The 20,189-nt window shown below is 70.5% G+C and carries 25 protein-coding genes; 13 read left to right on the plus strand and 12 right to left on the minus strand.

Annotated elements, in window-relative coordinates; translation table 11 throughout:
• Positions 1-17 precede the first annotated feature (17 nt).
• The 7 genes from ACYQ0J_RS10870 to ACYQ0J_RS10900 all read right to left on the minus strand — a co-directional run bounded on the left by ACYQ0J_RS10870 (position 18) and on the right by ACYQ0J_RS10900 (position 2,898).
• Complete coding sequence (locus ACYQ0J_RS10870; protein WP_460172130.1) at positions 18-284, minus strand: DUF3467 domain-containing protein; 267 nt, start codon at positions 282-284, stop codon at positions 18-20.
• Entirely contained in the window at positions 281-628 is a 348-nt protein-coding gene (locus tag ACYQ0J_RS10875) for a roadblock/LC7 domain-containing protein (protein ID WP_460172283.1), read from the minus strand. Before ACYQ0J_RS10875 ends, ACYQ0J_RS10870 begins: the two co-directional genes overlap by 4 nt.
• A 20-nt stretch (positions 629-648) precedes the next feature.
• Positions 649-978 carry a roadblock/LC7 domain-containing protein gene (locus tag ACYQ0J_RS10880; RefSeq protein WP_460172131.1) on the minus strand — a complete coding sequence of 110 codons (330 nt, stop codon included), beginning with the start codon at positions 976-978 and terminating at the stop codon, positions 649-651.
• Positions 966-1,352, minus strand: a complete 387-nt coding sequence (locus ACYQ0J_RS10885; RefSeq protein ID WP_460172132.1) for a roadblock/LC7 domain-containing protein — start codon at positions 1,350-1,352, stop codon at positions 966-968. The genes ACYQ0J_RS10880 and ACYQ0J_RS10885 overlap by 13 nt, the downstream gene beginning before the upstream one ends.
• A 101-nt stretch (positions 1,353-1,453) precedes the next feature.
• Positions 1,454-2,038: a recombination mediator RecR gene (gene recR / locus ACYQ0J_RS10890; RefSeq protein ID WP_460172133.1), complete on the minus strand. Its 585-nt coding sequence runs from the start codon at positions 2,036-2,038 to the stop codon at positions 1,454-1,456.
• Between the two features lie 12 nt (positions 2,039-2,050).
• Positions 2,051-2,368: a YbaB/EbfC family nucleoid-associated protein gene (locus ACYQ0J_RS10895; RefSeq protein ID WP_460172134.1), complete on the minus strand. Its 318-nt coding sequence runs from the start codon at positions 2,366-2,368 to the stop codon at positions 2,051-2,053.
• Between the two features lie 98 nt (positions 2,369-2,466).
• A complete protein-coding gene (locus tag ACYQ0J_RS10900; RefSeq protein WP_460172135.1) occupies positions 2,467-2,898 on the minus strand; it encodes a DUF5602 domain-containing protein in 432 nt (143 codons plus the stop codon).
• A 190-nt stretch (positions 2,899-3,088) separates the two neighbouring features.
• Between ACYQ0J_RS10900 and ACYQ0J_RS10905 the strand changes: the two genes are divergently transcribed.
• Both ACYQ0J_RS10905 and ACYQ0J_RS10910 read left to right on the plus strand, forming a co-directional pair.
• Positions 3,089-3,655: a sigma-70 family RNA polymerase sigma factor gene (locus tag ACYQ0J_RS10905; RefSeq protein ID WP_460172136.1), complete on the plus strand. Its 567-nt coding sequence runs from the start codon at positions 3,089-3,091 to the stop codon at positions 3,653-3,655.
• Complete coding sequence (locus ACYQ0J_RS10910; protein WP_460172137.1) at positions 3,645-4,262, plus strand: anti-sigma factor; 618 nt, start codon at positions 3,645-3,647, stop codon at positions 4,260-4,262. The genes ACYQ0J_RS10905 and ACYQ0J_RS10910 overlap by 11 nt, the downstream gene beginning before the upstream one ends.
• Here ACYQ0J_RS10910 and ACYQ0J_RS10915 read toward each other — a convergent pair.
• Genes ACYQ0J_RS10915 through ACYQ0J_RS10925 form a run of 3 tightly spaced genes read right to left on the minus strand, consistent with a single transcriptional unit; the run spans position 4,259 to position 7,150 of the window.
• Positions 4,259-4,822: a ferritin-like domain-containing protein gene (locus tag ACYQ0J_RS10915; RefSeq protein ID WP_460172138.1), complete on the minus strand. Its 564-nt coding sequence runs from the start codon at positions 4,820-4,822 to the stop codon at positions 4,259-4,261. The genes ACYQ0J_RS10910 and ACYQ0J_RS10915 overlap by 4 nt on opposite strands.
• A complete protein-coding gene (locus ACYQ0J_RS10920; RefSeq protein ID WP_460172139.1) occupies positions 4,752-5,993 on the minus strand; it encodes an HD-GYP domain-containing protein in 1,242 nt (413 codons plus the stop codon). The genes ACYQ0J_RS10915 and ACYQ0J_RS10920 overlap by 71 nt, the downstream gene beginning before the upstream one ends.
• Entirely contained in the window at positions 5,957-7,150 is a 1,194-nt protein-coding gene (locus tag ACYQ0J_RS10925) for a peroxiredoxin-like family protein (RefSeq protein ID WP_460172140.1), read from the minus strand. Before ACYQ0J_RS10925 ends, ACYQ0J_RS10920 begins: the two co-directional genes overlap by 37 nt.
• A 112-nt stretch (positions 7,151-7,262) precedes the next feature.
• Here ACYQ0J_RS10925 and ACYQ0J_RS10930 point away from each other — a divergent pair, with 112 nt between their 5' ends.
• From ACYQ0J_RS10930 to hemB, 5 genes are all read left to right on the plus strand, one after another.
• Positions 7,263-7,883, plus strand: a complete 621-nt coding sequence (locus ACYQ0J_RS10930; protein ID WP_460172141.1) for a ferritin-like domain-containing protein — start codon at positions 7,263-7,265, stop codon at positions 7,881-7,883.
• A 118-nt stretch (positions 7,884-8,001) separates the two neighbouring features.
• Positions 8,002-8,880 carry a ferritin-like domain-containing protein gene (locus ACYQ0J_RS10935; protein ID WP_460172142.1) on the plus strand — a complete coding sequence of 293 codons (879 nt, stop codon included), beginning with the start codon at positions 8,002-8,004 and terminating at the stop codon, positions 8,878-8,880.
• Positions 8,881-8,929: 49 nt separating this feature from the next.
• Positions 8,930-9,418, plus strand: coding sequence for a carboxymuconolactone decarboxylase family protein (locus tag ACYQ0J_RS10940; protein WP_223903388.1), 489 nt, complete (start codon positions 8,930-8,932; stop codon positions 9,416-9,418).
• A 54-nt stretch (positions 9,419-9,472) separates the two neighbouring features.
• Positions 9,473-10,246, plus strand: coding sequence for a GGDEF domain-containing protein (locus ACYQ0J_RS10945; protein WP_460172143.1), 774 nt, complete (start codon positions 9,473-9,475; stop codon positions 10,244-10,246).
• A gap of 276 nt (positions 10,247-10,522) precedes the next feature.
• Entirely contained in the window at positions 10,523-11,503 is a 981-nt protein-coding gene (gene hemB, locus ACYQ0J_RS10950) for a porphobilinogen synthase (RefSeq protein WP_460172144.1), read from the plus strand.
• On the opposite strand, the gene ACYQ0J_RS10955 is transcribed toward hemB, so the two are convergent.
• Both ACYQ0J_RS10955 and ACYQ0J_RS10960 read right to left on the minus strand, forming a co-directional pair.
• Entirely contained in the window at positions 11,500-12,705 is a 1,206-nt protein-coding gene (locus ACYQ0J_RS10955; protein WP_460172145.1) for an MFS transporter, read from the minus strand. The genes hemB and ACYQ0J_RS10955 overlap by 4 nt on opposite strands.
• Positions 12,706-12,747: 42 nt before the next feature.
• A complete protein-coding gene (locus ACYQ0J_RS10960) occupies positions 12,748-14,463 on the minus strand; it encodes a hypothetical protein (RefSeq protein WP_460172146.1) in 1,716 nt (571 codons plus the stop codon).
• 25 nt (positions 14,464-14,488) lie between these two features.
• On the opposite strand from ACYQ0J_RS10960, the gene ACYQ0J_RS10965 reads away from it, so the two are divergent.
• Genes ACYQ0J_RS10965 through ACYQ0J_RS10990 form a run of 6 tightly spaced genes read left to right on the plus strand, consistent with a single transcriptional unit; the run spans position 14,489 to position 20,143 of the window.
• The gene (locus ACYQ0J_RS10965) at positions 14,489-15,244 is read left to right on the plus strand and encodes a PP2C family protein-serine/threonine phosphatase (RefSeq protein WP_460172147.1); all 756 of its coding nucleotides are present in this window, start codon (positions 14,489-14,491) and stop codon (positions 15,242-15,244) included.
• On the plus strand, positions 15,244-17,196 hold the full coding sequence (locus ACYQ0J_RS10970; RefSeq protein WP_460172148.1) for a protein kinase domain-containing protein: 1,953 nt from the start codon (positions 15,244-15,246) through the stop codon (positions 17,194-17,196). Before ACYQ0J_RS10965 ends, ACYQ0J_RS10970 begins: the two co-directional genes overlap by 1 nt.
• Positions 17,193-17,837, plus strand: a complete 645-nt coding sequence (locus ACYQ0J_RS10975) for a response regulator transcription factor (RefSeq protein WP_460172149.1) — start codon at positions 17,193-17,195, stop codon at positions 17,835-17,837. Before ACYQ0J_RS10970 ends, ACYQ0J_RS10975 begins: the two co-directional genes overlap by 4 nt.
• Positions 17,812-19,122 (plus strand): sensor histidine kinase, encoded by a 1,311-nt coding sequence (locus tag ACYQ0J_RS10980; RefSeq protein WP_460172150.1) that lies wholly within the window; start codon positions 17,812-17,814, stop codon positions 19,120-19,122. The genes ACYQ0J_RS10975 and ACYQ0J_RS10980 overlap by 26 nt, the downstream gene beginning before the upstream one ends.
• A gap of 23 nt (positions 19,123-19,145) precedes the next feature.
• The gene (locus ACYQ0J_RS10985; RefSeq protein ID WP_460172151.1) at positions 19,146-19,700 is read left to right on the plus strand and encodes a hypothetical protein; all 555 of its coding nucleotides are present in this window, start codon (positions 19,146-19,148) and stop codon (positions 19,698-19,700) included.
• Positions 19,701-19,705: 5 nt separating this feature from the next.
• Positions 19,706-20,143, plus strand: coding sequence for a hypothetical protein (locus tag ACYQ0J_RS10990; RefSeq protein WP_460172152.1), 438 nt, complete (start codon positions 19,706-19,708; stop codon positions 20,141-20,143).
• The last annotated feature ends 46 nt before the right edge of the window (positions 20,144-20,189 follow it).

Consider the following 20,189-nt stretch of genomic DNA (forward strand, 5'->3'; position numbering starts at 1 on the left):
GCTGGCATGGGGTGGCTTCAGGCCTGGTTCTCCGCCACCGGCTCGGGGATGGGGCCGAAGGTCTCCTCGTAGCGGGCCACGTTCTCCGCCAGGCTCCGCAGGAGGGCCTTGGCGTGGTGGGGGCTGGTGATGATCCGGCTCACCACCATAGCCCCTCCCTGGGGCTGGAGGAGGGCGAAGTCCAGGATGAACTCGTTCTTGGTGTGGGCGATGAGGGCCAGGTTGGTGTAGCGCCCCAGGGCCACGTCCTTATCGATCTGGATGTCCAGCTTCAGCTCGTTCATGAAAGGGCCTCCTCTAGTTTGGGCAGGGCCTTCTTCAGGGCCAGGCGGACCCGGCCCAGGCTCCTCACCCCGTCCAGGAGGAGGAGCAGGTGGTGGCCGGGCAAGGGCACCAGGAGAAAGGCCCCCTCGGGGTACTCTACCATGACCTCCTCCACCCGCTCCTGGGCCAGGGTCTGGGCCAGGGCCTTGGCCGTGCCCAGAACCGTGGCCGCCCGGGCGGAGAGGAGGCTGGCCTCGGGCGCCTCCGCTTCCCGCACCTCCTCCACCACGAAGCCGTCCTCGCTGAGCAGGGCGGCCACCCGTACCCCTTTGGTGGCCTTGAGTTCCTTGAGGGCTTCCTCCACCATGCCTCCTTATACCAGGGCTAGAGGTTTTGCACCCGAAGGGCGATGCGGGAGAGTTCCTGGCCGATGGCCTTGCGGTCCATCCCCCGCTCGATGACCGCCCCCAGGATGTAGCCCCCCACGCACAGGGCCAGGACTTCCTGGTTCTCCGTGGCCAGGGTGAAGCGGCGCACCTCCCCGGAAAGGGCCGCCGCCAGGGGGGCCATGTGGCGCGCCAGGGAGGCCAGCTCCGCCGCCAGGACCTCCGCCGGGGGGGTACCCCGGCCCAGGGCCTCTATGACCAGACCATCCAGCCCCGTGAGCACGGCCCGCCTGACCCCCAGGGGGGCCAGGCTTTCTAGGTAAGCCATCCCGCCACCTCCGCAAGCCCTTCCATGGTCTTGGCCGACTGCAGGCGCGCTTGGCCCAGGTTGCCCTCTGGGGCCATGAGGAGGAGGAGGAAGAGGTCTTCCCGGGGTTTGGGCCTTGGGGTGGCGCGCACCATGCACGCATAGCCTACCACGGGGTGGCCCGCCACCAGGAGTTCCTGCACCCTGGGGGTGCCCAGGCTTCCCGCGTAGGCCGCCTTGGCCTGGCGCAGGAGGGCGGCGTGCTCCGCCACCGCGGCCTCGAGGTCCACCCGCCTGCGCCGTACCCCCTCCACCAGAAGCCCGTCCAGGGTGCCGATGGCGGCGGCGAAGGCCCCTTCCACCCGGTCCAGAAGCCCCTCTAGGAGATCCTCCATGCTGCGCCTTCCTGCCATGGTTTCCTTGCCCGGGAGGTCATACCCTTTTGCGCTGCCTCCGGAAGTCCCCACCGGGCCCCCCATGCTGGCATGGGGTGGCCTTAGACGGGCTTTCTCCCCTCCAGCGCCCGGCCCAGGGTCACCTCGTCCACGTACTCCAGGCTACCCCCCACGGGCAGGCCGTAGGCCAGGCGGGTGGCCGGGACGCCCCGGCGCTTGAGCTCTTCCGCCAGGTACAAGGCGGTGGCCTCCCCCTCCACGGTCATGGAGGTGGCCAGGACCACCTCCCTCACCTGGGAAAGCCTGGGCCAAAGGGTCTCCAGGTTGAGCTCCTTTGGCCCCACCCCCTCCAGGGGGTTCAGGGCCCCGCCCAGCACGTGGTAAAGCCCGTGGAACTCCCCGCTCCGCTCCAGGGCGAAGAGGTCGGAGACGCTCTCCACCACCGCCAAAACCGAGCGGTCGCGGCCCTCGTCCTGGCAGATGGCGCAGGCTTCCCCCTCCGCCAGGTTGCCGCAGGTGCGGCAGACCCCGAGGCCCTTCAGGCCCTCGAGGGCCTCGGCCAGGTCCCTGGCCTCCTCCCGGTGGAAGGCCAGGTGCAGGGCCAGCTTCTGGGCGGTCTTGGGGCCGATTCCCGGCAGGCGGGAGAGGGCCCGGGTGAGCTTCAGGAGGCTTTCGGGGTACTTCATGCCCTCCCCGGGTCAGAAAAGCTTCCCCAGCATCTGCCCCACGCCCCCCAGCTCCCGGCTCATCTCCTTTTCCGAGAGCTCGTGGGCCTTCCTTTGGGCGTCCTGGATGGCCACCAGGAGGAGGTCTTCCAGGCCTTCTGGATCCTCGGCGAAGGCCTTCAGGGCCTCGGGCTTGAGGCGCACCCCCAGGATCTTGCCGTGGCCGTTGGCCTCCACCTCCACCAGGCCCTGGGCGGTGCCCACCACGGTCATGGCCTCCAGCCTCTCCTGGACCTCGGCGGCCTTCTTCTGGGCCTTCTGCGCTTCCTTCAAGAGCCTTTGCAGGTTCATGCTCCCTCCCCTACCATCCTACCCGCAGGGCCCGGGGCGGGCCTAGGGTCCGTGGGAAAGGGGCGGGGCCTTGGGCCCCGCCCCTCCTGCAAGGCCCCTCAATAGGGCTCGCCCTCCAGCACCTTCCGCTCCTGGTCCACGGGGACCAGGACCAGCTCAATGTGGTAGTGGGGCTCGTTCACCCCGGGGTGGGCTCCCGAGGGGATGAGGTTCACGTGGTCAATGCGGGTGACCCCCAGGGCCCTCAGGGTCTGGGTGCCGATGTCCACGTACTTCTGGCTCTCGTTGAGCTTCTTGAGGGGGACCATGAAGACCACCTTCACCAGGTTCCCCGCCTTGTCGTAGGCCAGGAAGGGCCCCTCGGGGAGCTTGGAGGGGTCCACGTAGAGGGTGCCGAGGCCGGGGATGAAGTTCGGGAGCGCCCCCTTCAGGGCCTCGCTCACGTTCACGTAGGGGGCCGGGGGCGGGGCCTTGCGCACCTGGAGCATCTGGGCCAGGCCCAGGCCGAGGACCACCGCCAAAGAGACCATCACAAGCGTTTTCGCCTTCCTCATACGCCTACCTCCTTAGGAGCCCTCTTGGGGCTCCACCCTACCCTACGGCCTGGACCCCGGGGTTGGATGCGGCCCAGGCTACGCCCCGTCCCGGGACGTCCCCCTGCCCGGGCCCATCGCCCCCGAAACCGAAAGGGGAGGCGGTGCGTATGGTAGGGTAGGGGCGATGGGCCCCGAGCTGCCGACCGAGGCCTTGTCCGACGAAGCCCTCCTGGCTTTGGTGGCGCGAGGCGACGAGGAGGCCTTTCGCACCCTCTTCCGCCGCTATGCGGGGAGTTTCCTGGCCTTGGCCCGGCGGATGGGCTTGGACGGGGCAACAGGAGAGGATGTGGTGCAGGAGGCGATGATAAGGGTTTGGGAAAAGGCCAAGGAGTTTGACCCGCGGCGCGGGAGCGCCCGGGCCTTTCTCCTCACCCTGGGGCACCACGCGGCAGTGGACGAGGTGCGAAGGCGTGCCGCGAGGCCCGTTCCCCTGGAGCCCGACCCCGAAGAGGAGGAGGCCTTTGACCTCCCGGGGCCCGGGCTGGACGAGGAGGCCCACCTGGACCGCGCCCGGCTTCATAGGGCCCTGAAGGCCCTCTCCCCGGAGGAGCGCCGGGTGCTGGAGACGCTTTACTACCGGGGCTACACCCACCAGGAGGCGGCGAGGCTTCTCGGCCTTCCCCTGGGCACCCTGAAGACCTGGGCCAGGAAGGCCCTCTTGAAGCTCAAGGAGGTGCTCCGTGAGCCCTGAGGAGGTCCGGGAACTCCTCCCCCTTTACGCCCTAGGGGCCCTCACCCCCGAGGAGCGCCGGAGGGTGGAGGAGGCCCTCAAGCGTTACCCAGAGCTTTGGCCCGAGGCTAAGGCCCTCTTGGAGACCGCCTCGGAGCTTGCCGCCGGGCTTCCTCCCGAGCCCCTACCCGAGGGCCTCGAGGCCAGGGTCCTCCGCCGGATCCGGAGGGTTCGCCCCTCCTGGGGCCGCCCCCTCCTTGCAGCCGCGGCGGCCCTCCTCTTGGTGGTCCTGGGCTACGGGGCCTACTTCGGCCTCTCCTGGACCTTGAGCCTAGGGGCGCCCGCCACCCGGGTCTACGCCCTGGTGGGCCCCCAAGGGGGGGTGGTGGGGCATGCGGTGGTGCGCCAGGACGGGCGGGCCCTGGTGGTCCTGGGGGCCCTGCCCCCCCAAGGGCGGGTTTACCAAGCCTGGGGATTGGGGAAGGGCGATCCCGTGCCCTTGCCCACCTTCCGCCTCCCCCTTAAGGTGGTGCGCTTGCCCGAGGGGGCCCAGGCCCTGGCGGTCTCCCTCGAGCCCCCGGGGGGAAGCCAAAGGCCCACGGAGATCCTAGGCTTGCCCAAGCTCTAGGGCAGGTAGGGCTTCAGGGCTTCCTGGGCCTCTTGGGGGAGGAGCGCCCGCTCCAGGGCCCGGTCGTTGGCCACGAAGGGAGGGCGGAGAAGGGGGTCTTGGAACGCTAGGCGGGCCTGGCGCACCAGGACGCGGTGCCCCGCCTCCACCCCCAGGATGGCCCCCGCCAGACGCAAGGCTTCGCCTTCTAAAAAGGGCAAAGCCCCTAGGTAGGCGCCTACGAAGGCCTCCTCCAGGGTTTCCAGGAGGCGGAGAAGGGGGATGGGGCTTTGGAACACCTCGGGCAACCGGAACCTAAGGGTGGGCCTCCGGCCTAGGGCTTCCCGAAGGCGGCGCACGTGCTCTTCTTCCTGGGCTAAGGCGGCCTCGAGGTAGGCCCCCCAAGGCCCCTGGAGAGGGCGGGCGGCCACCGCCCGGCGGTAGACCTCCCGGGCCAGCTCCTCCGCGGCGAGGGCCAGGCCTAGGATCTCCTCCTGGGAAGGGGTCCCCTTAACCCTGGGGAGCGCGGCGACGCCCCCAAGGACCAGGAGGGACAGAAACCTCCTGCGCGCGGCGTCCATCCATCACCTCCTCTTGCCTTGCGAAGGCCCGCAAAAAGGCATCCACGATCCTCGGGTCAAACTGCCCCCCAGCCTCCCTGGCGATCACCTTCAGGGCTTCCTCGTGGGAGAGGGCCCTGCGGTAGGGGCGGTGGCTGGTTAGGGCATCGTAGGTGTCCACCACGGCGAAGATCCGGGCTAGGAGGGGGATTTCTGAGCCCTTGAGGCCTTCCGGGTATCCCAGGCCGTCGTAGCGCTCGTGGTGGTAGCGCACCACCGTCCGGGCGCCCTGAAGGGCGGGAAGCCCTTCCAGAATCCGGTCCCCGATGAGGGGGTGGGTACGCATGAGGGCCATCTCCTCCTCTGTGAGGGGTCCAGGTTTGCGGAGGATGGCTTCGGGAATGCCGATCTTCCCCAGGTCGTGGAGGAGGGCCCCGCGGCGGAGGTCCTCCAAGGCCTCGCCCCGAAGCCCTAGGGCCCGGCCCAGCCTAAGGGCGTAGAGGGTTACCCGCTCCGAGTGCCCTTCCGTTTCCTGGTCCTTGGCCTCGAGGGTTCGGGCCAAGGCCAGAAGAAGGTGCGCGTAGCTTGTTCGCAGGTCCTTTTCGGCCCGCAGGTAGGTGCCCCGGAGGAGGAGGAAAAGGACCCCGCCCAGGGCCAGGCCCAGGAGCATGACCCCAGCCTGGACCGGTCTTAGGAGGGCCCACTCCGGAGAGAGGTCGCGGACCAGATGGACGAACCCTCCGGGAACCGCCATCCACACCTCGAGGGCCATCCCCTCTTCCCGGGTCCAGGCCCCCTTCCGGGCCCGGGCCATGGCCGCCCGTTCCTCGGGGGTGGCTCCGCCCCCTTCCCGGTCCCGGGCATAGGAAAGGGCTACGGTGCCGTCTTCCCGGAAGAAGGTGGCCTCTTGGATGTGGTAAAGGTCCAGGTGGAGCCGTACGAAGGCGTAAAGCCGGTCGGGGTCCCAGCTTCCCCCGTAGGGGTTGGGGGCGTGCAGGGCGTGGGGGGAAAGGAACTGGGGAAAGACCTGGTTGAGGTGGAGGACCACCGCCTCCTCGGTGGTCCGGGCCGTGGAGAGGACCAGGTAGCGGTGGAGGAGGAGGTTAAGCCCCCCTGCCAGGGTCAACATCCCGGCCAGGGTGGTGAGGCCAAGGCCTAGGAGGAAACGCCGGTAGGGCCCGATTGCGCCCATGCCCTCACCTCCTCAAGGGGTAGCCGGTCGGCCCCGTTTTTCCCGTAATGGGCCCGGGCGATGCGCAGGTCTTCGCCGATGAGGAACTCGGCGGGCATCCGAAAGAGCTCCCCGTCCGTGGACCCGTGGGGAATACCTAGGCGGAGGCCCTCGAGGTAATAGGGAAGGGCCTTTGGGTCCAATAGCCCCCACAGGGAGTTGCGGGTGCGGTAGAGGGCGTGCACCCGATCGTCCGGGTCGGCCAGGATGGGGAAGGGGGGATGCTGCCGCCCCACCCGCGTTCTTAGGGTTTCTAGGGAGGAGCCGAAGATCCCCACCACTTCCACCCCCAGGGCCCGAAGCTCGGGGTAGAGGGCTTTAAGCTCGTGCACCCGGCGGTTGCAAAAAGGGCATCCCCCGTGGCGGAAGAAGGCCAAGAGGGTTTTTTGGCCCCGCCTCTCCCCCAGGCTAAAAATCCTGCCGTCCAGGGCCTCCAGGGTAAAGGGGGGGGCGGGGTCCCCCGGGCGGAGAGCGGGCCCAGGACGGAAGGCCTCCCCCAGAAGTCCCAGGGCCTCCAGGGCCCGCACCCGGGGCACGAAGGCGCCCCAGGGGTAAAGTCCCCGGACTGCGGCTAGGGCGAGGGGCGTGCCGGTGGCGAAAAGGCCTAGGAAGCGCAGCTCCTCCGGCTCCAGGGACAAAAGCCGGCCGCCCGCAGGGCCCAGGTCCTCCGGGACGGCGAAGCGGGCCAGGGGGTCCATGGGGGGGCCCGGGGGATGGGCGTGGGCTTCTATCTCCTCCAGGAGGCGGCCTAAGCGGGGACCCAAGGGGGGAAGGTCCAGGGGGCGGAAGCTGAAGGAGGTGGGGCGGTCCCAGAAGGGGCTTAAGGCCACGAGGAAGCGGAGCCGCTGCGCCTCCTCCCCCCCGGGCAGGGCAGAGAGGCGGGCGCCTTGGGCGAGCGCCCCGGCGAGGGCCTGAGGCCCAAGGGCCTCGAGGACCCGCCCCACCCGGGGTACCAGGGGCCCGCCCAAAGCGACAAGCCTTCCCTCGGCAAGCTCCAGGGTGAGGCCGAGCCCCGGGGCAAAGTGCAGGGTAAGCCGGCCGGCATGCCGGTGGCGGGCGAAAAAGGAGAGGAGCTCCCTCGGCGTGGTTTCCCGAGTCCGAGTCAAGGTCCGGACCATCCTGTCCTTCTGTACGCAGAGGGGGAAGGTTCCGGATGAGGAAATCCAACCCCACCCCTTCTGCCGTAAGGAAGGGTGAGGGGGAGACCCCTCACCCTTGAAGGAGGTGGTTATGGAGCGGATTCTGGCGCGCAGGCAGTTCATGCGGGTGCTCACGGCCACCGGACTCTCCGCGGCCTTCGCGGGAAGCCTCCTGGACCGGGCCTTGGCGGCCCACGGGGGGCCTTCGGACGCGGACATCCTCCAGCTTGCCCTCACGGCGGAGTACCTGGCGGCGGACGCCTATACCCGGAGCCTCTTCGGGGGCTTCCAGGGCCTGGTGAAGGACTACCTCGAGGCCGCCCTGGCCCAGGAGGAGGCCCACGTGAAGGCCCTGCGGGACACCTTGAGCGCCCTCGGGGTGAGGCCGGTGGAGAAGCCCAGCTTCGCCTACCCCGTGGAGTTCCTCCCCCGGAACCAGATCGCCATCCTGAGGCTTTTGAACGCCCTGGAGGACGCCTTCGTGGGGGCCTACCTCGGGGCCCTGCCCCTCATCCAGAGCAAGGACGTCCTCAAGGCCGCCGGGGCCATCCTGGGGAACGAGGCGGCCCACCGGGCCACGGTGCGGGCCTCGCGGATCCTCCTCGGGGACCAGGAGCTCCCCGGGCCCCGCTCCCCCGCGGACCGGGCCTTTGAGGTGGCCATCACCCCGGAGGAGGCGCAGAAGGCGGTCTCGGGCTTCATCCGGAAGTGAGCCTGCTTGGGAGAGGCCCCGGGGGAGGCCCCGGGGCCTTCGCCACATCCAAACCCGGGGGTTGGGCCGTAGGGAAGGACGAGGGGGAAGAACCCAAGCCCCTCGAGGGAGGTTAGGTATGCGCAAGACGGTTTTGGAGGCGCGCTTGAGCCGCAGGGAGGCCCTGAGGCGGGCCGGGGCCCTGGGGGCGGGGGCGGTTTTGGGCGGGGCGGTCACCGCCTGCACCACCACCGCCCAGACCCCCAACCTGGACGTGGCTGTCCTCAACTTCGCCCTGAACCTGGAGTACCTGGAGGGCCTCTTCTACCTGGCGGCCACCGGCCGGATCAATGAGCTCAACCAGGTGGGAGGAAGCGCCCAGATCGTCCTTCCCCCGGGCTTTGACGGCACGAGCCCGGTTCCGGGGCTTACGGGGGACCTCCTGGCCCTGGCCAACGAGATCGCCGACGACGAGAAGGCCCACGTCCTCTTCCTCCGCCAGGCCCTGGGCAGCCAGGCGGTGAACCGGCCCGTCATTGACCTCTACAACTCCTTCAACGCCATCAGGAGCGGCTTCAACCCCTTCAACGACCCCATCTCCTTCTTCGTGGGGGCCTTTGTCTTTGAGGACGTGGGGGTCACCGCCTACAACGGGGCCGCGCCCCTCATCACCGACAAGCAGAACGTCCTGGCCCCTGCGGCGGGGATCCTGGCCACGGAGGCCTACCACGCCGGGGCCATCCGCCGCTACCTCATTGAGGTCCGCAACCAGCCCGTCCCGGGCACGGGCCTCACGGTGGAGCAGCTGGCCAACGCCATCAGCAACGCCCGGAACACCCTGGCGGGCGGCGGCGACCAGGGCCTCACCGTGATGGGCACCCCCAACAACGTGGCTGCGGACCAAAACGGCGTGGCCTTCAGCCGCACCACGGACGGGGTCCTGAAGATCGTTTACCTCAACGCCCAGAAGCAGCCTGGCGGCTTCTTCCCTCAGGGCCTGAACGGGCAGATCAAGTAGCCCTTCCGGCCTTGGGCCCCCCGGCCGGGGGGCCCTTTATACTTGGGCCATGGGGGAGACCGAACGGGAGATCGTGGAGGAGCTGGGCTTCGGGATGGTGCCCAACGCCTTCGCCTGGGCCCGCGAGGTGCCGGAGGTCCAGACCGCCCTCTGGAAGGCCTTTCGCCACGTGGTCCTAAAGGGGATTCTCCCGAGGACGGTCAAGGAGATGATGGGGGTGGTGGCCTCGAGGCGGGCGGGCTCCGAGTACGCGGCCCGGGTCCACCTGCACGCCCTCATGGTCCAGGGGGTGGAGGCCCCCCTCCTCGAGGCCCTGGAGCGGGGAGAGGTCCCGGAGGGCCTCCCCCCCAAGGTGGCCGCCCTCCTCCGCTTCGCCCACGAGGCGGCCTTGGACCCCGGGAGGCCCGAGCTTCTCCGGCCCCTCCGGGAGGCCGGGCTCAGCGAGGCCGAGGTGAAGGAGGCCGTGGCCACCTTGGCCCTTTTCCGGATGGTGAACGCGTGGACCGACCTTCTGGCCATTCCGGTGGACGGGGTGTAGGCCCGGCCCCTCCGGGGGCCAGTAGGGGCGCCCTCTAGGGGAAAGGGTGGGGGTGTGCCGCAGGCTATGGGCCAGGAGTCCCTCCTCCTCCGCCTTCTCCTCCTGCACGAGGTTACGGCGGGCTTCTCCGAGCCCCCCTTTCTGGAGGTGCTGGCCCGGGCGGAGCGGGGGGTGGAGTGGGTCTTCCCCGGGGCCAGGCTGTTGGCCCTGCTTCCGGAGGAGGTGAGGGGCCTCCCCGGTCGGGGCCTGGGGCGCTTCCGGGGGCTTTTGGGGTACGGGGCCTACTTTCCCGGTCCCCCCCTGCCCCTCTACCTCTTCCTGGAGCACCCCGGGGTGGAAAGGCCCGAGGAGCTCCGCCTCGCGGCCCTCTTTATGGAGCACCTCCTGGCGGCCCTAAGGGGCGCGGGCTACCGGGAGGAGTTGGAGCGCCAGGCCCGCACCGACTGGCTCACGGGCCTGGGCAACCGCCGCGCCCTGGAGCGGGCCCTCCGGGAGGGGCTGGCCCCAGGGGAGGTCCTTCTGGTCTTAGACCTGGACGGCCTGAAGGCGTTGAACGACCGCGAGGGGCACCTGGCCGGGGACGCCCTCCTCAGGCGGCTCGGGGCTTGCCTCCAGGGCCTGGCCCGCTCCCACGGGGGGCGGGCCTTTCGCCTCGGGGGGGACGAGTTCGCCCTGATCCTGCCGGAGAGGGCCTTGGGAGAGGCCCGGCGGGCCTTGGAGGCCTTCCCCGTGAGCCTGGGGGTGGCGCGGGCCGAGGAAGGCCAGGGCCAGGACCTCCTGGACCTGGCCGACCGGAGGATGTACCAGGCCAAGCGCCGCAAACGCTAAGCCCCCCTGGCGCAGGCCAGGGAGGCCCAGGGCGGGCGCGGGGGTTTTCCTAGCCCGCCTTGCGCATGAAGCCCACTGCCCGGAGCAGCCAGATGAGGACCACGGCCCCCACCACCCCCCAAAGGATACCGCCCAGGCTGAAGCTGCCCGCGGAGGAGGCCCCGCCGATGCCCAGAAGGCCGGCAAACAGCCACTTCGCCAGCAGGGACTCTTTCCAAGCTACTCCCAAACCCCACCCGCACCAAGGCGAAGCCCCGCCCGGGGTATAGTGGAGGCATGGAGCGCCCGAGAAGGCTTCGTACCCCCCTTTTGCGCCCCCTGGTGGCCGAGGTGGAGCTTGCCCCCCGCCACCTGGTCCTGCCCCTCTTCGTGAAGGAGGCCGGGGAGGCCGAGGAGGTGGCCTCCATGCCGGGGGTCTTCCGCCACCCCCTCGCCTCCCTGCCCCGCCTGGGGGAGATGGCCTTGCAGGCGGGCCTGGGAGGGGTGATCCTCTTCGGCGTCCTGCCGGAGGAGGCCAAGGACCCCCTGGGCCACGGGGCCTACGCGGAGGAAGGCCTGGTGCAGCGGGCCATCCGCCTCCTCAAGCGGGAGTACCCCGAACTCCTCGTCATGGCCGACACCTGCCTTTGCGAGTACACCGACCACGGGCACTGCGGGGTGGTGAAGGAGGGCCCCCTGGGCTTTTACGTGGACAACGAGGCCACCCTGGAGCTTCTGGCCAAGACCGCCCTTTCCCAGGCCCAGGCGGGGGCGGACGTGGTGGCCCCGAGCGCCATGATGGACGGCCAGGTGCGGGCCATCCGGGAGGCCTTGGACGGGGGCGGCTTCGCCCACGTGCCCATCCTCTCCTACGCGGTGAAGTACGCCTCCGCCTTCTACGGCCCCTTCCGCGAGGCGGCCCAGAGCGCCCCCCAGTTCGGGGACCGCTCCGGGTACCAGATGGACCCCCGGGCGGGCCTCTGGGACGCCCTGAGGGAGGCGGACCTGGACGATCTGGAAGGGGCGGACATGCTCATGGTCAAGCCCGCCCTGCCCTACCTGGACGTGCTCTCGGCCCTGAAGGACCGCCTGGCCAAGCCCCTCTTCGCCTACCAGGTCTCCGGGGAGTACGCCATGCTGAAGGCCGCGGCCCTAAAAGGGTGGTTGGACGAGCGGCGGGCGGTTCTGGAGAGCCTCTACGCCCTCAGGCGGGCCGGGGCCCAGGGCATCCTCACCTACTACGCCCTGGACGTGGCCCGTTGGCTCCGGGAGATCTAGGCTTCCTGCGTCCTCACGGCCTCCCTGGGGGCGGGGATGCCCCCGGTGAGGAGGGTGTAGCCCGCGGCCAGGCTCACCATGGCCCCGGCCAGGAGGAAGACCAGGGGGGCCCCGATCAGCCCCTCCAGGGCCCCGCCCAGCATGGTGCCGAGGAGCACTGCCCCGTTCATCACGGCGCTGAAGGCGGCGAAGATGCGCCCCCGCATCTCCTGGGGGGTGTTGAGCTGCAGGATGGAGCGGGCGGGGACGATGAAGGCCATGTTGAGGAAGCCGCCCAGGAAGAAGGCCACCAGGACCCAGGCGAAGACGGGGAAAAGCCCCACGGAGGCCTCGAAGAGGCCGAAGAGGAAGAGGCTGTAGAGGAAAAGCCTTTCCCGGGGAAGCCGGGCCAGGAGCCTGGGCAGGGAAAGCCCCCCCAGGATGGCCCCCAGGGCCATGGCGGCCTCCATAAGGCCGAACCCCGCCGAGCCCACCCCGAGCCACTTGATGGCCAGGACCACCCCCAAGGCGGTCTCCACCGAGCCGAAGGCAGCGGCGGCGAAGAGGGTGCCCACGGCGCGGCGGATGGCGGGCTGGCGGAAGAGGTGCCCGAGGCCCTCCTTCACCCGCTCCAGATACCCCGCCTTGGGAAGCCTCTCCGGCCTTAAGGGAGGAAGGCCCGAGAGGATGAGCCCTGAGGCCAGGTAGGTGGCCGCGTCCAGGTAGAAGGCGAAGGCGGGGCCCACCGCCGCCACCAACACCCCCGCCGCCCCCACGAAGAGGACCTCGGAGAGGCGGTCGGCCAGGAGGATGAGGCTGTTGGCCTCGTCCACCTCCTCCTTGGGCACCAGGTCGGGGACCACCGCGTTCTGAATGGGGTCGTGGAGGTCCCGGAGGAGCTCTATCAGGAAGACCAAAAGGAGGAGAAAGGGCAGGCTCTTGGCCCCCAGGAGGGGGATGAGGAAGACCAGGGGGGCCCGGAGGAGGTCGGACCAGACGAGAAGCCGCTTGCGGTCCTGGGTGTCGGCCCAGGCGGAGAGGAGGGGGGAGAAGACCACGGTGCCGAGAAGCTGCACCCCGAGGGCCAGGGACACCCAGATGGCCTTTTCCGTGAGCAGGTAGATGAGGACCAAAAGGGCCACCCGGTGGACCTTGCTTCCCGCCTGGGAGACCAGGTAGGAGAGGATCAGCCGGGCAAAGGCCTTGTGCCGTAAAACCTTCATAGACCCCCCTTCCCGGGGATTATACCAAGGAAAAGGCTAGGGTCAAGGGGTTCCAACCACCATGTAGGCCAGCCGCTGGCCTTCCCGGGCCAGGACCACCGCTCCCTCGGGCAAGCGGTAGACCAGGAGATCCCTGAGCCTTCGGGGCACCTCTCCCGCCTGGCCCACGTACACGGCGTCCTCCCGCAGCCGCACGGAGAGGACGCTCTGGCCCGCCTTGAGGCTCTGGCCCTCCGGGCTTAGGGAAAGGAAGTGGACCTCGCCCCCCAGGGTTTCCCGGGTGGGGGGGCGGCGGCCCAGGTATTCCTTGAGGGCCTCGGCCAGGGTCTGGGCCTCCCCCTGAAGCCCCATGGCCTGGCCCACCTCCTTAAGGAGGGGCCAGGGGTCGGTGGGGCCTAAGCGCTTCAGGGCCAGCTCCAGGGCCTTCCGGGCGAAGTCCTGGAGGGCCTCCGGGGGGGCTTGGCGGTACTTCTCCGCCAGCTCCTTGCCAAAGGCCTGGGGGCTGAACTCCCCCTTGAGCCGGGAGGAGAGGGCCCGCAGGAGCCTCAGGTAGGCGTGGTCCTGGGTGGGGGCGAGGAGGAGGGCCAGCACCCGCCCCTCGGCGAGGAGCTCGTAGAGCCTGAGGCCGCTCCGGGCCTCCAGCCTGAGGTGAAGGAGGTCCCCCTCCCGCACCGCCCAGACCTCGAGGTCCTCCCAGGGGAGGACCAGGGTCTCCTCCAGGGGGTGGTCCTCCCCGGAGAGGCCCAGGTGCCAATGCCCTTCCACCTGGCTCAGGGTGAGGGTGAGGGGGCCCAGGACCACGCGGCCCGGGGCGAGGCGCAGGGTGAGGAGGCCCTCCTCCCCTTGGCCCGGCTCGGGGACCCGGGGCCAGGGGGTCTCCCCCTGAGGGAGGGGGAGGAGGTTGAGGAGGGCGAGAACCTTTTCCAGGGCCACGCGGAAGCGCCTCTTCTCCTCCTCCAGGAGGAGTTCCCGCCGCCTCTCCTCCTGGGCCTCCTTCTTCAGGCGCTCCTCCAGCCTAGCCACCTCCTGGGCGCTGGCCCCCAGGCGCCGGGCTTCCTCGAGGGCCCGGCGCAGGGCCAGGAGGTCCCGCCTGGGGGGCAGGCCGTAGGCCCCCTCCCACTCCAGGATCCGGTTCAGGAAGCGGCGGATGTAGGTGCGGGTCTCCTCCGGGGGCAGGGGGAGGTCTTGGGGGAGGTGGAGGGCGGTTTCCAGGAACTCTTGGAGCAGGGCCTCGGCCACCTTCACGTCCTCCAGGTCCAGGAGGCTATCCGAGAGGGAGGGGATGGGGTGGGTGGGGCTCAGGCGGGAGAGGTTGAAGTCCCGCTTAAACCCCTCCTTCTCCCGGTAGTCCAGGTAGTTCTGCAGGAAGGCGTGGATGAGCCGGAGTTCCTCCCGCCTGCCCGCCATCAGGTCCTTGGCCCGGGACTTAAGCTCTCGGAGGGCGTGGAGCCGCCAGATCTTGAGGGCGATGGCCCGAAGGGCGGAAGCCCCCTCGGTGGGGGTGGGCTCGGCGGGCTCGGCGGGTATCAGGACGGGCAGGTCCAGGGGGGCGGGCGCGGGCTCCGGCCGGCCCCGCAGGGCCCGGAAACGGGCGTCGGCCCGGCGGAAGCGCTTGGCCAAGGGACCGGGAAGGCGGGACTGGACCAGGAGGGCCCGAAGCTCCAGGAGGGCCTTTTTGCCCCCCTTGGGGGTGCGCCCCGCCAGAAGGTCCTCCACCCGGTACTCGTAGAGGTCCACCAGATGGGCCAGGTGCTCCACGCTCCCATCCTATACAATGAGGCCGATGCGCCTCGCCCCGCGCTTCAGCATCGCCGCCGTGTCCCACGTGGGCCGCCGCCAGAACAACGAGGACTTCCACCGCGTGCTCCGCCTGGAGGTGCCCCAGGGAAACCTCCTCCTCCTGGCGGTGGCCGACGGGATGGGGGGCATGGAGGCGGGGGAGTGGGCCAGCAAGGTGGCCATTGAGGCCCTTTCCGAGGCGGTCAAGGCCTACGCAGAGCACCTCAAGGGGAACCGGCCCGCGGTGGGCCTCCTCAGGGTCATGGAGAAGGCCTTCCAGCTGGCCCAGAGGCGGGTGGAGAGGGAGGCGGAGAAGCCGGGGAGGAGGGGGATGGGCACCACGCTCACCGCCTTCCTCTACGCGGACTGGCTCAAGGAAGGGGTGGTGGGGCACATCGGGGACTCCCGGGCCTACCAGCTGGTCCCCGGGGGCCTGAGGCGCCTCACCGAGGACCACTCCTGGGTGGCCGAGCGCCTCAGGGAAGGGGTGCTGACCCGCACCGAGGCCGAGCGCCACCCTTACCGCAACGTCCTCACCCGGGCCTTGGGCCTTCCCGAGGCCCGGTTTGACCTCAAGGAGGTCCGCCTCGCCCCGGGGGAGGGGGTGCTTTTGGTGACGGACGGGCTTTACGGGCTGGTGCCCGAAGAGGAGTGGGCCCTGGGCAAGGACCTGCAGGGGAGCCTCGAGGCCCTGGTGGCCGAAGCCCTGCGCCGGGGCGGGGACGACAACGTGACCGCCGTGGCCCTGAGGGTGGAGTGATGCACCTGCTTCTGGCCTTCCTGCTCGTGCTCCTGACCGCGGCCTTGGCCCTCAGGCTTTCCCCCCGGGCCGTCTTCCTGCTGTTAACCCTCCTTGCGGGGGCGGCTTGGGCCACGGGGGTGCGGGGGGAGGCGGTGCTCCCCTGGCTCCTTTTGGCCTTGGGGGTCCTGGCCGCCCCCCGGGTCTACCTGGGCCCCAGGCGCCCCAGGCGGCGGCGCCCCACGCAGGAGAGGCGGCCGGACCGCGGCAAGACCACGGAGGAGGCGGAGGCCCTTTCCCAACGCTACGAGATCCTGGACAAGGTGGGGGTGGGGGGGATGGCCACCGTTTACAAGGCCAAGGACCGGAAGACGGGCCGCCTGGTGGCCCTCAAGGTCCCCCAGGAGCGCTTCGTGGGCGACCCCCGGTTCGTGCGCCGCTTCCACCGGGAGGCCGAGGTGCTGGCCAAGCTGGACCACCCCAACATCGTCAAGGTCTACGACCACGGCCAGGTGGACGGGGTGCACTTCATCGCCATGGAGTTTCTGGAGGGGGAGGGCCTGGACAAGCTCATTGAGGAGAGGCGCCTCTCCTTAAAGCAGGCGGCGGCCATCCTGGCCCGGGTGGCGGACGCCCTCAGGCACATCCACGCCCAGGGCATCGTCCACCGGGACATCAAGCCGGGAAACGTCATGGTCCTCAAGGGGGCCCTGCGGGAGGACGGGGTGGACCCCAGGGGGGTCCGCCTCATGGACTTTGGCATCGCCGCGGGGAAGGTGCTCACCCGGCTCACCATCACCGGGGCCCGCATCGGCACCCCGGTCTACATGAGCCCGGAGCAGGCCAAGGGGCAGAAGCTGGACCACCGCTCGGACATCTACTCCTTGGGCATCGTCCTCTACGAGGCCCTCACCGGCCAGCCCCCCTTCACCGGGGGGTACGAGACGGTGATCCACCAGCAGATCTTCCAGGTGCCCACCCCGCCCAAGCAGCTGAAGCCGGAGATCCCCCAGGCCCTTTCGGACCTGGCGCTCAAGATGTTGGAGAAGGACCCCGCCAAGCGCCCCAGCCTGGAGGAGGTCATCCAGGGCCTCTCCGGCCCTTGGGAGGAGGAGAAGGGCCTGCCCCACCCCCACTACCTCCTCGTGGGGGTGGAGGCCAAGAAGGGCACCGTGCGCCTTTTGGACCTGGAGGGCACCGCCGCCAGGCTCCTCTCCGGCATCGGCTCCGCCCCGGGCCAGTTCCCGGCCCCGCCCCTGGCGGTGGCCGCAGACCCCGAAGGGGGCATCTGGGTCTCCGTCTTTGAGCACGGGGCCAAGCTCCTCCACCGCTTTTCCCCCGAGGGCGACCTCCTCCTCTCCTCGGGGCCTTACGGCATGAAGCCCGGGGAGTTCCTCTTCCCCCTGGCCTTGGCGGTGGCGGACGGTTCCCTCTTCGTCCTGGACGGGGAGACGGCCACGGTAAGCCGCCTGGACCTGAAGGGGCAGTACCAGGGGCGCTTCGGGGGACAGGGCCCGGGCCGGGGCACCTTCCAAGACCCCAAGGCCCTGGTGGCCTCCGGGGGGTTCCTCTTCGTCCTGGACTACGGCAACCGCCAGGTCCAGCGCCTCACCCTGGACGGGCAGTACCTGTCCCGCTACGCCTTTCGCCGTTCCAAGGAGAGCGAGGAGCTAAGGCTCTTGGGGGGGGTGGGGGTGGAGGGGGACAGGCTTTACCTCTACGACGTGGAGGCGGCCAAGGTGCGGGTGGTGGACCTCTCGGGGCAGCTCCTCGCCTCCTACCCCCTGCCCCTCCTGGAGGGGGAGGACCGGATGAGCCTGGTGGAGCTTCTCCCCTTTGGCGGCGTGCTCTATGCGGCCAGGCGGGGGAGCGGCCGGGTGCACCGCATCCCCCTGAAGGGGGAAGAGGCCCTGGCGCCCCTGGAGGTCTACGCCCCGGTGCGCGCCCTGGCCCTTTGGCGGAATCCGGCATGAGGGTGCTCTTGGTGGAGGACGACCGGGGGGTGCGGGAGGCCTTGGCCCTGGGCCTCGCCCTGGAAGGGCACGAGGTGCGGGCCACGGAGAGCCCCAAGGAGGCCCTGGAGCTTCTGCCCTGGGCGGAGGTGGTGGTCATGGACATCCTCCTGCCCGAGGGGGATGGGTTTTCCCTCCTGAAGGAGGTTCGCGCCCGCTCGGACGTGCCGGTGCTCATGCTCACCGCCTTGGACGCGGTGGAGTGGCGGGTGAAGGGGCTCAAGGAGGGGGCGGACGATTACCTGGTGAAGCCCTACAGCCTGCAGGAGCTCGTGGCCCGCCTCGAGGCCCTGCACCGCCGGGCCCACCGCCGGGAGGAGGTGCTGGCCTACAAGGACCTTCGCCTCTACCCCAAGCGCATGGAGGCCTACCGGGGGGAGAGGCGGCTTGAGCTTTCCCCCAAGGCCTTCCTGCTCCTCAAGGCCTTTTTGGAGGCCCCGGAGGAGGTGCTCTCCAAGGAGGCCCTGATGCTCCGGGTCTGGGGAGAGGTGGTGGAGCCCGCTACCCTGGAGGTCCACCTCTCCCTCCTGCGCAAGGCCCTGGGGGAGCCCAGCCCCATCCAGACGGTGCGCGGCTATGGCTACCGCCTTTTCCTCCCTTAAGGGGAGGCTTTTCCTCCTCCTCTTCCTGGCCCTCCTCTGCCTGGCCCTGCCCCTGGCCTTCCTCTCCGCCCGGGAAGCGGAAAAGGCCGCCAGCGAGGACCTGCGCCGGGCCCTCGTGGCCCGGCTCTACCTCCTCCGGGAGGAGGGGCCTGGGGAACCCCTGGAGGAGGCCCTCCTCCTGGAGCTCTTCCGCCTGGCCCAGGTCTTCGGGGGCGGGACGGGGTTCGTGGTGGGGAGGGAGGGGGTGGCCTTCACCGAGGTGCCCCCGCCCCCCCTGCCCCCGGACCTGGAGGCGGCCCTGGCCCAGGGCCGGGTCTACCAGGGGGTGTGGCGGGGGGTGCTCTTCGTGGCCCTGCCCACGGAGGGCGGGGGGTTTGGCCTGGCGGTCCCCTTGGAGGGGGCTTCTGGCCTGGGGCGGAGGCTTTTCCTCCTCTACGCCACCTGGGGTGGGGGGGTGCTCCTTTTGGTCTTCCTCCTGGCCGCCTCCGGCCTCGCCTGGGCCCTCAGGCCCCTGGGGCGCCTGGCCTCCCTGCTCGCCGCCCGGCCCCCCGAGGACCTAAGCCCCCTGCCCGACCCGGGGCTGGAGGAGCTCCGTCCCCTGGTGGAGGCCCTGAACCGCCGCCTGGCCCAGGTGGGGCAGCTCCTCGGGGAACTGGCGGAGAAGGGGGAGGCGGCCCGCCGCTTTGCCCGCCACGCCTCCCACGAGCTCCGCACCCCCCTCACCGCCCTCAAGGGGTACCTGGAGGTGCTCCGGCGCGCCCCCGAGCCCAGGGCCTTGGAGGGGGCCTGGCGGGAGGCGGAGCGCATGGAGACCCTGCTTTCCGGGCTCCTCCGGCTTTCCCGCCTCGAGGCCACCCCCCTTCGCCCCCAGGCCCTGGACCTCCGGGCCTTCCTGGCGGAACGGGGGGTGGCGGTGGAGGGGGAAGGGGTGGTCTGGGCGGACCCCGAGCTCTTGGCCCTGGCGGTGGAGAACGTCTTGGAGAACGCGCACCGCCACGGGAGGCCCCCGGTGCGGGCCGAGGTGCGCCGGGAGGGGGAGGGGGTCTGGCTTTGGCTCTGGGACTCCGGCCCGGGCTTCCCGGAAGGGCTTCTTCCCCGGGTGATGGAGCCCTTCGTCCACGGGGGGAAGGGCACGGGGCTGGGCCTGGCCCTGGTGGCGGCGGTGGCCCGGGCCCACGGGGGCAAGGCGGTGGCGGAGAACCGGGAGGGGGCCGGGGTGGGGCTCTTCCTGCCTTTAGCTTCCCTTAAGGTTCCCCCCGGTGCGCCCTTTGGGGAAGGGGGCTAGGCTTGCTCCTCGGAGGTGATGGCATGAGAAAGGTGCTCACCGGCATCCTGCTCCTCCTGGCGGGCCTCTCCTTGGCCCAAGGCACCGACTACCGGCAGGCGGCCACGGCCGCGGCGGCCCTCGCCCGGCTCCAGGCGGTGGCCCAGGGGGCCACGGGCGAGGAGAAGCTCCTGGCCTGGGCGAAGGAGCTGAAGGCGCGGGCGGAGAAGGACTACGAGGCCAAGGCCTACTTCAAGGCGGCCCGGGAGGCCCAGGCCGCCCTCCACCTCTTCCAGGCGGCCCAGGGCCAGCCCCAGGTCCAGGCCCAGGCCGCACCCCGGATGCGGATGGGCCTGCACCCTGGGTGGGGGCACAGGGCCTGGGGACCCCACCCCAAGGCCTCCCGGGTGAACCTAGCCGAGCGGGTCCAGGGGGCGGTGGACCGCGCGGAGAAGGAGCTCGCCTACTACCGGGCCCAGGACGCCTTGGTGAAGGACTTGGTGGCCGAGGCCAAGAACCGCCTGGCTAAGGAGCCGGTCCGGGCCTTCCTCCTGGCGCGGGCGGCCCTGGCCCTCGTCTCCGCGGAGCGAGGCTTCTAGGCGGCATGCGGCGGCTTTTCGGCCTCCTCCCCCTGGTGGCCCTCCTGGCCCTGGGGGAGGGGCCGACGCTTGGGGAGGCCTTCCCGCCGGGGAGGCCCCCTGCGGAGGTGCTCCTGCGCTGCCAGGAGGTGGTGCGCACCCTGGAGGTCCAGGCCCTTTACCGGGGAGAGGAGGGGCTTCTGGTCCTCCTGGGGCGGGAGCGGCCCCTGCTCCTCTTGGTCCTGGAGGGCGGCCGGCCCATGCCCCACATGGGCCCCCTTCGGGGCCACCCTTTGGAGAAGCGCCCCCTGCCCTTTTTGCGGGAGTTCTCCCTGGCCCGGCGGGTGGTGGTCCTCCCCGGGGAGTACCGGTGCTTCGTCCTCCACCGGGGGCGGGTGGTGGGGGTCTTGCGCTTGGACAGAGGCCTAAAGCCCTTGCCCCTGCCGGGGGTGGCCCCGCCTTAGGGAAGGCTTCCCCTGGGGCCAGGTCTAGGCGCCCGCCCTTCCTTAG

The organism is Thermus sp. FJN-A (assembly GCF_054655095.1).

Excerpts from the sequence above, each read along its gene's own strand:
- ACYQ0J_RS10940 (WP_223903388.1), top strand. The coding sequence starts at position 8,930 with ATGGGGGAGACCGAACGGGAGATCGTGGAGGAGCTGGGCTTCGGGATG.
- ACYQ0J_RS10925 (WP_460172140.1), bottom strand. The coding sequence starts at position 7,150 with ATGGTCCGGACCTTGACTCGGACTCGGGAAACCACGCCGAGGGAGCTC.
- ACYQ0J_RS10990 (WP_460172152.1), top strand. The coding sequence starts at position 19,706 with ATGCGGCGGCTTTTCGGCCTCCTCCCCCTGGTGGCCCTCCTGGCCCTG.
- ACYQ0J_RS10930 (WP_460172141.1), top strand. The coding sequence starts at position 7,263 with ATGGAGCGGATTCTGGCGCGCAGGCAGTTCATGCGGGTGCTCACGGCC.
- ACYQ0J_RS10955 (WP_460172145.1), bottom strand. The coding sequence starts at position 12,705 with ATGAAGGTTTTACGGCACAAGGCCTTTGCCCGGCTGATCCTCTCCTAC.
- ACYQ0J_RS10965 (WP_460172147.1), top strand. The coding sequence starts at position 14,489 with ATGCGCCTCGCCCCGCGCTTCAGCATCGCCGCCGTGTCCCACGTGGGC.
- ACYQ0J_RS10920 (WP_460172139.1), bottom strand. The coding sequence starts at position 5,993 with ATGGGCGCAATCGGGCCCTACCGGCGTTTCCTCCTAGGCCTTGGCCTC.
- ACYQ0J_RS10895 (WP_460172134.1), bottom strand. The coding sequence starts at position 2,368 with ATGAACCTGCAAAGGCTCTTGAAGGAAGCGCAGAAGGCCCAGAAGAAG.
- ACYQ0J_RS10870 (WP_460172130.1), bottom strand. The coding sequence starts at position 284 with ATGAACGAGCTGAAGCTGGACATCCAGATCGATAAGGACGTGGCCCTG.
- ACYQ0J_RS10985 (WP_460172151.1), top strand. The coding sequence starts at position 19,146 with ATGAGAAAGGTGCTCACCGGCATCCTGCTCCTCCTGGCGGGCCTCTCC.
- ACYQ0J_RS10970 (WP_460172148.1), top strand. The coding sequence starts at position 15,244 with ATGCACCTGCTTCTGGCCTTCCTGCTCGTGCTCCTGACCGCGGCCTTG.
- ACYQ0J_RS10905 (WP_460172136.1), top strand. The coding sequence starts at position 3,089 with ATGGGCCCCGAGCTGCCGACCGAGGCCTTGTCCGACGAAGCCCTCCTG.
- ACYQ0J_RS10935 (WP_460172142.1), top strand. The coding sequence starts at position 8,002 with ATGCGCAAGACGGTTTTGGAGGCGCGCTTGAGCCGCAGGGAGGCCCTG.
- ACYQ0J_RS10880 (WP_460172131.1), bottom strand. The coding sequence starts at position 978 with ATGGCTTACCTAGAAAGCCTGGCCCCCCTGGGGGTCAGGCGGGCCGTG.
- hemB (WP_460172144.1), top strand. The coding sequence starts at position 10,523 with ATGGAGCGCCCGAGAAGGCTTCGTACCCCCCTTTTGCGCCCCCTGGTG.
- ACYQ0J_RS10975 (WP_460172149.1), top strand. The coding sequence starts at position 17,193 with ATGAGGGTGCTCTTGGTGGAGGACGACCGGGGGGTGCGGGAGGCCTTG.
- ACYQ0J_RS10885 (WP_460172132.1), bottom strand. The coding sequence starts at position 1,352 with ATGGAGGATCTCCTAGAGGGGCTTCTGGACCGGGTGGAAGGGGCCTTC.
- recR (WP_460172133.1), bottom strand. The coding sequence starts at position 2,038 with ATGAAGTACCCCGAAAGCCTCCTGAAGCTCACCCGGGCCCTCTCCCGC.
- ACYQ0J_RS10900 (WP_460172135.1), bottom strand. The coding sequence starts at position 2,898 with ATGGTCTCTTTGGCGGTGGTCCTCGGCCTGGGCCTGGCCCAGATGCTC.
- ACYQ0J_RS10980 (WP_460172150.1), top strand. The coding sequence starts at position 17,812 with ATGGCTACCGCCTTTTCCTCCCTTAAGGGGAGGCTTTTCCTCCTCCTC.
- ACYQ0J_RS10915 (WP_460172138.1), bottom strand. The coding sequence starts at position 4,822 with ATGGACGCCGCGCGCAGGAGGTTTCTGTCCCTCCTGGTCCTTGGGGGC.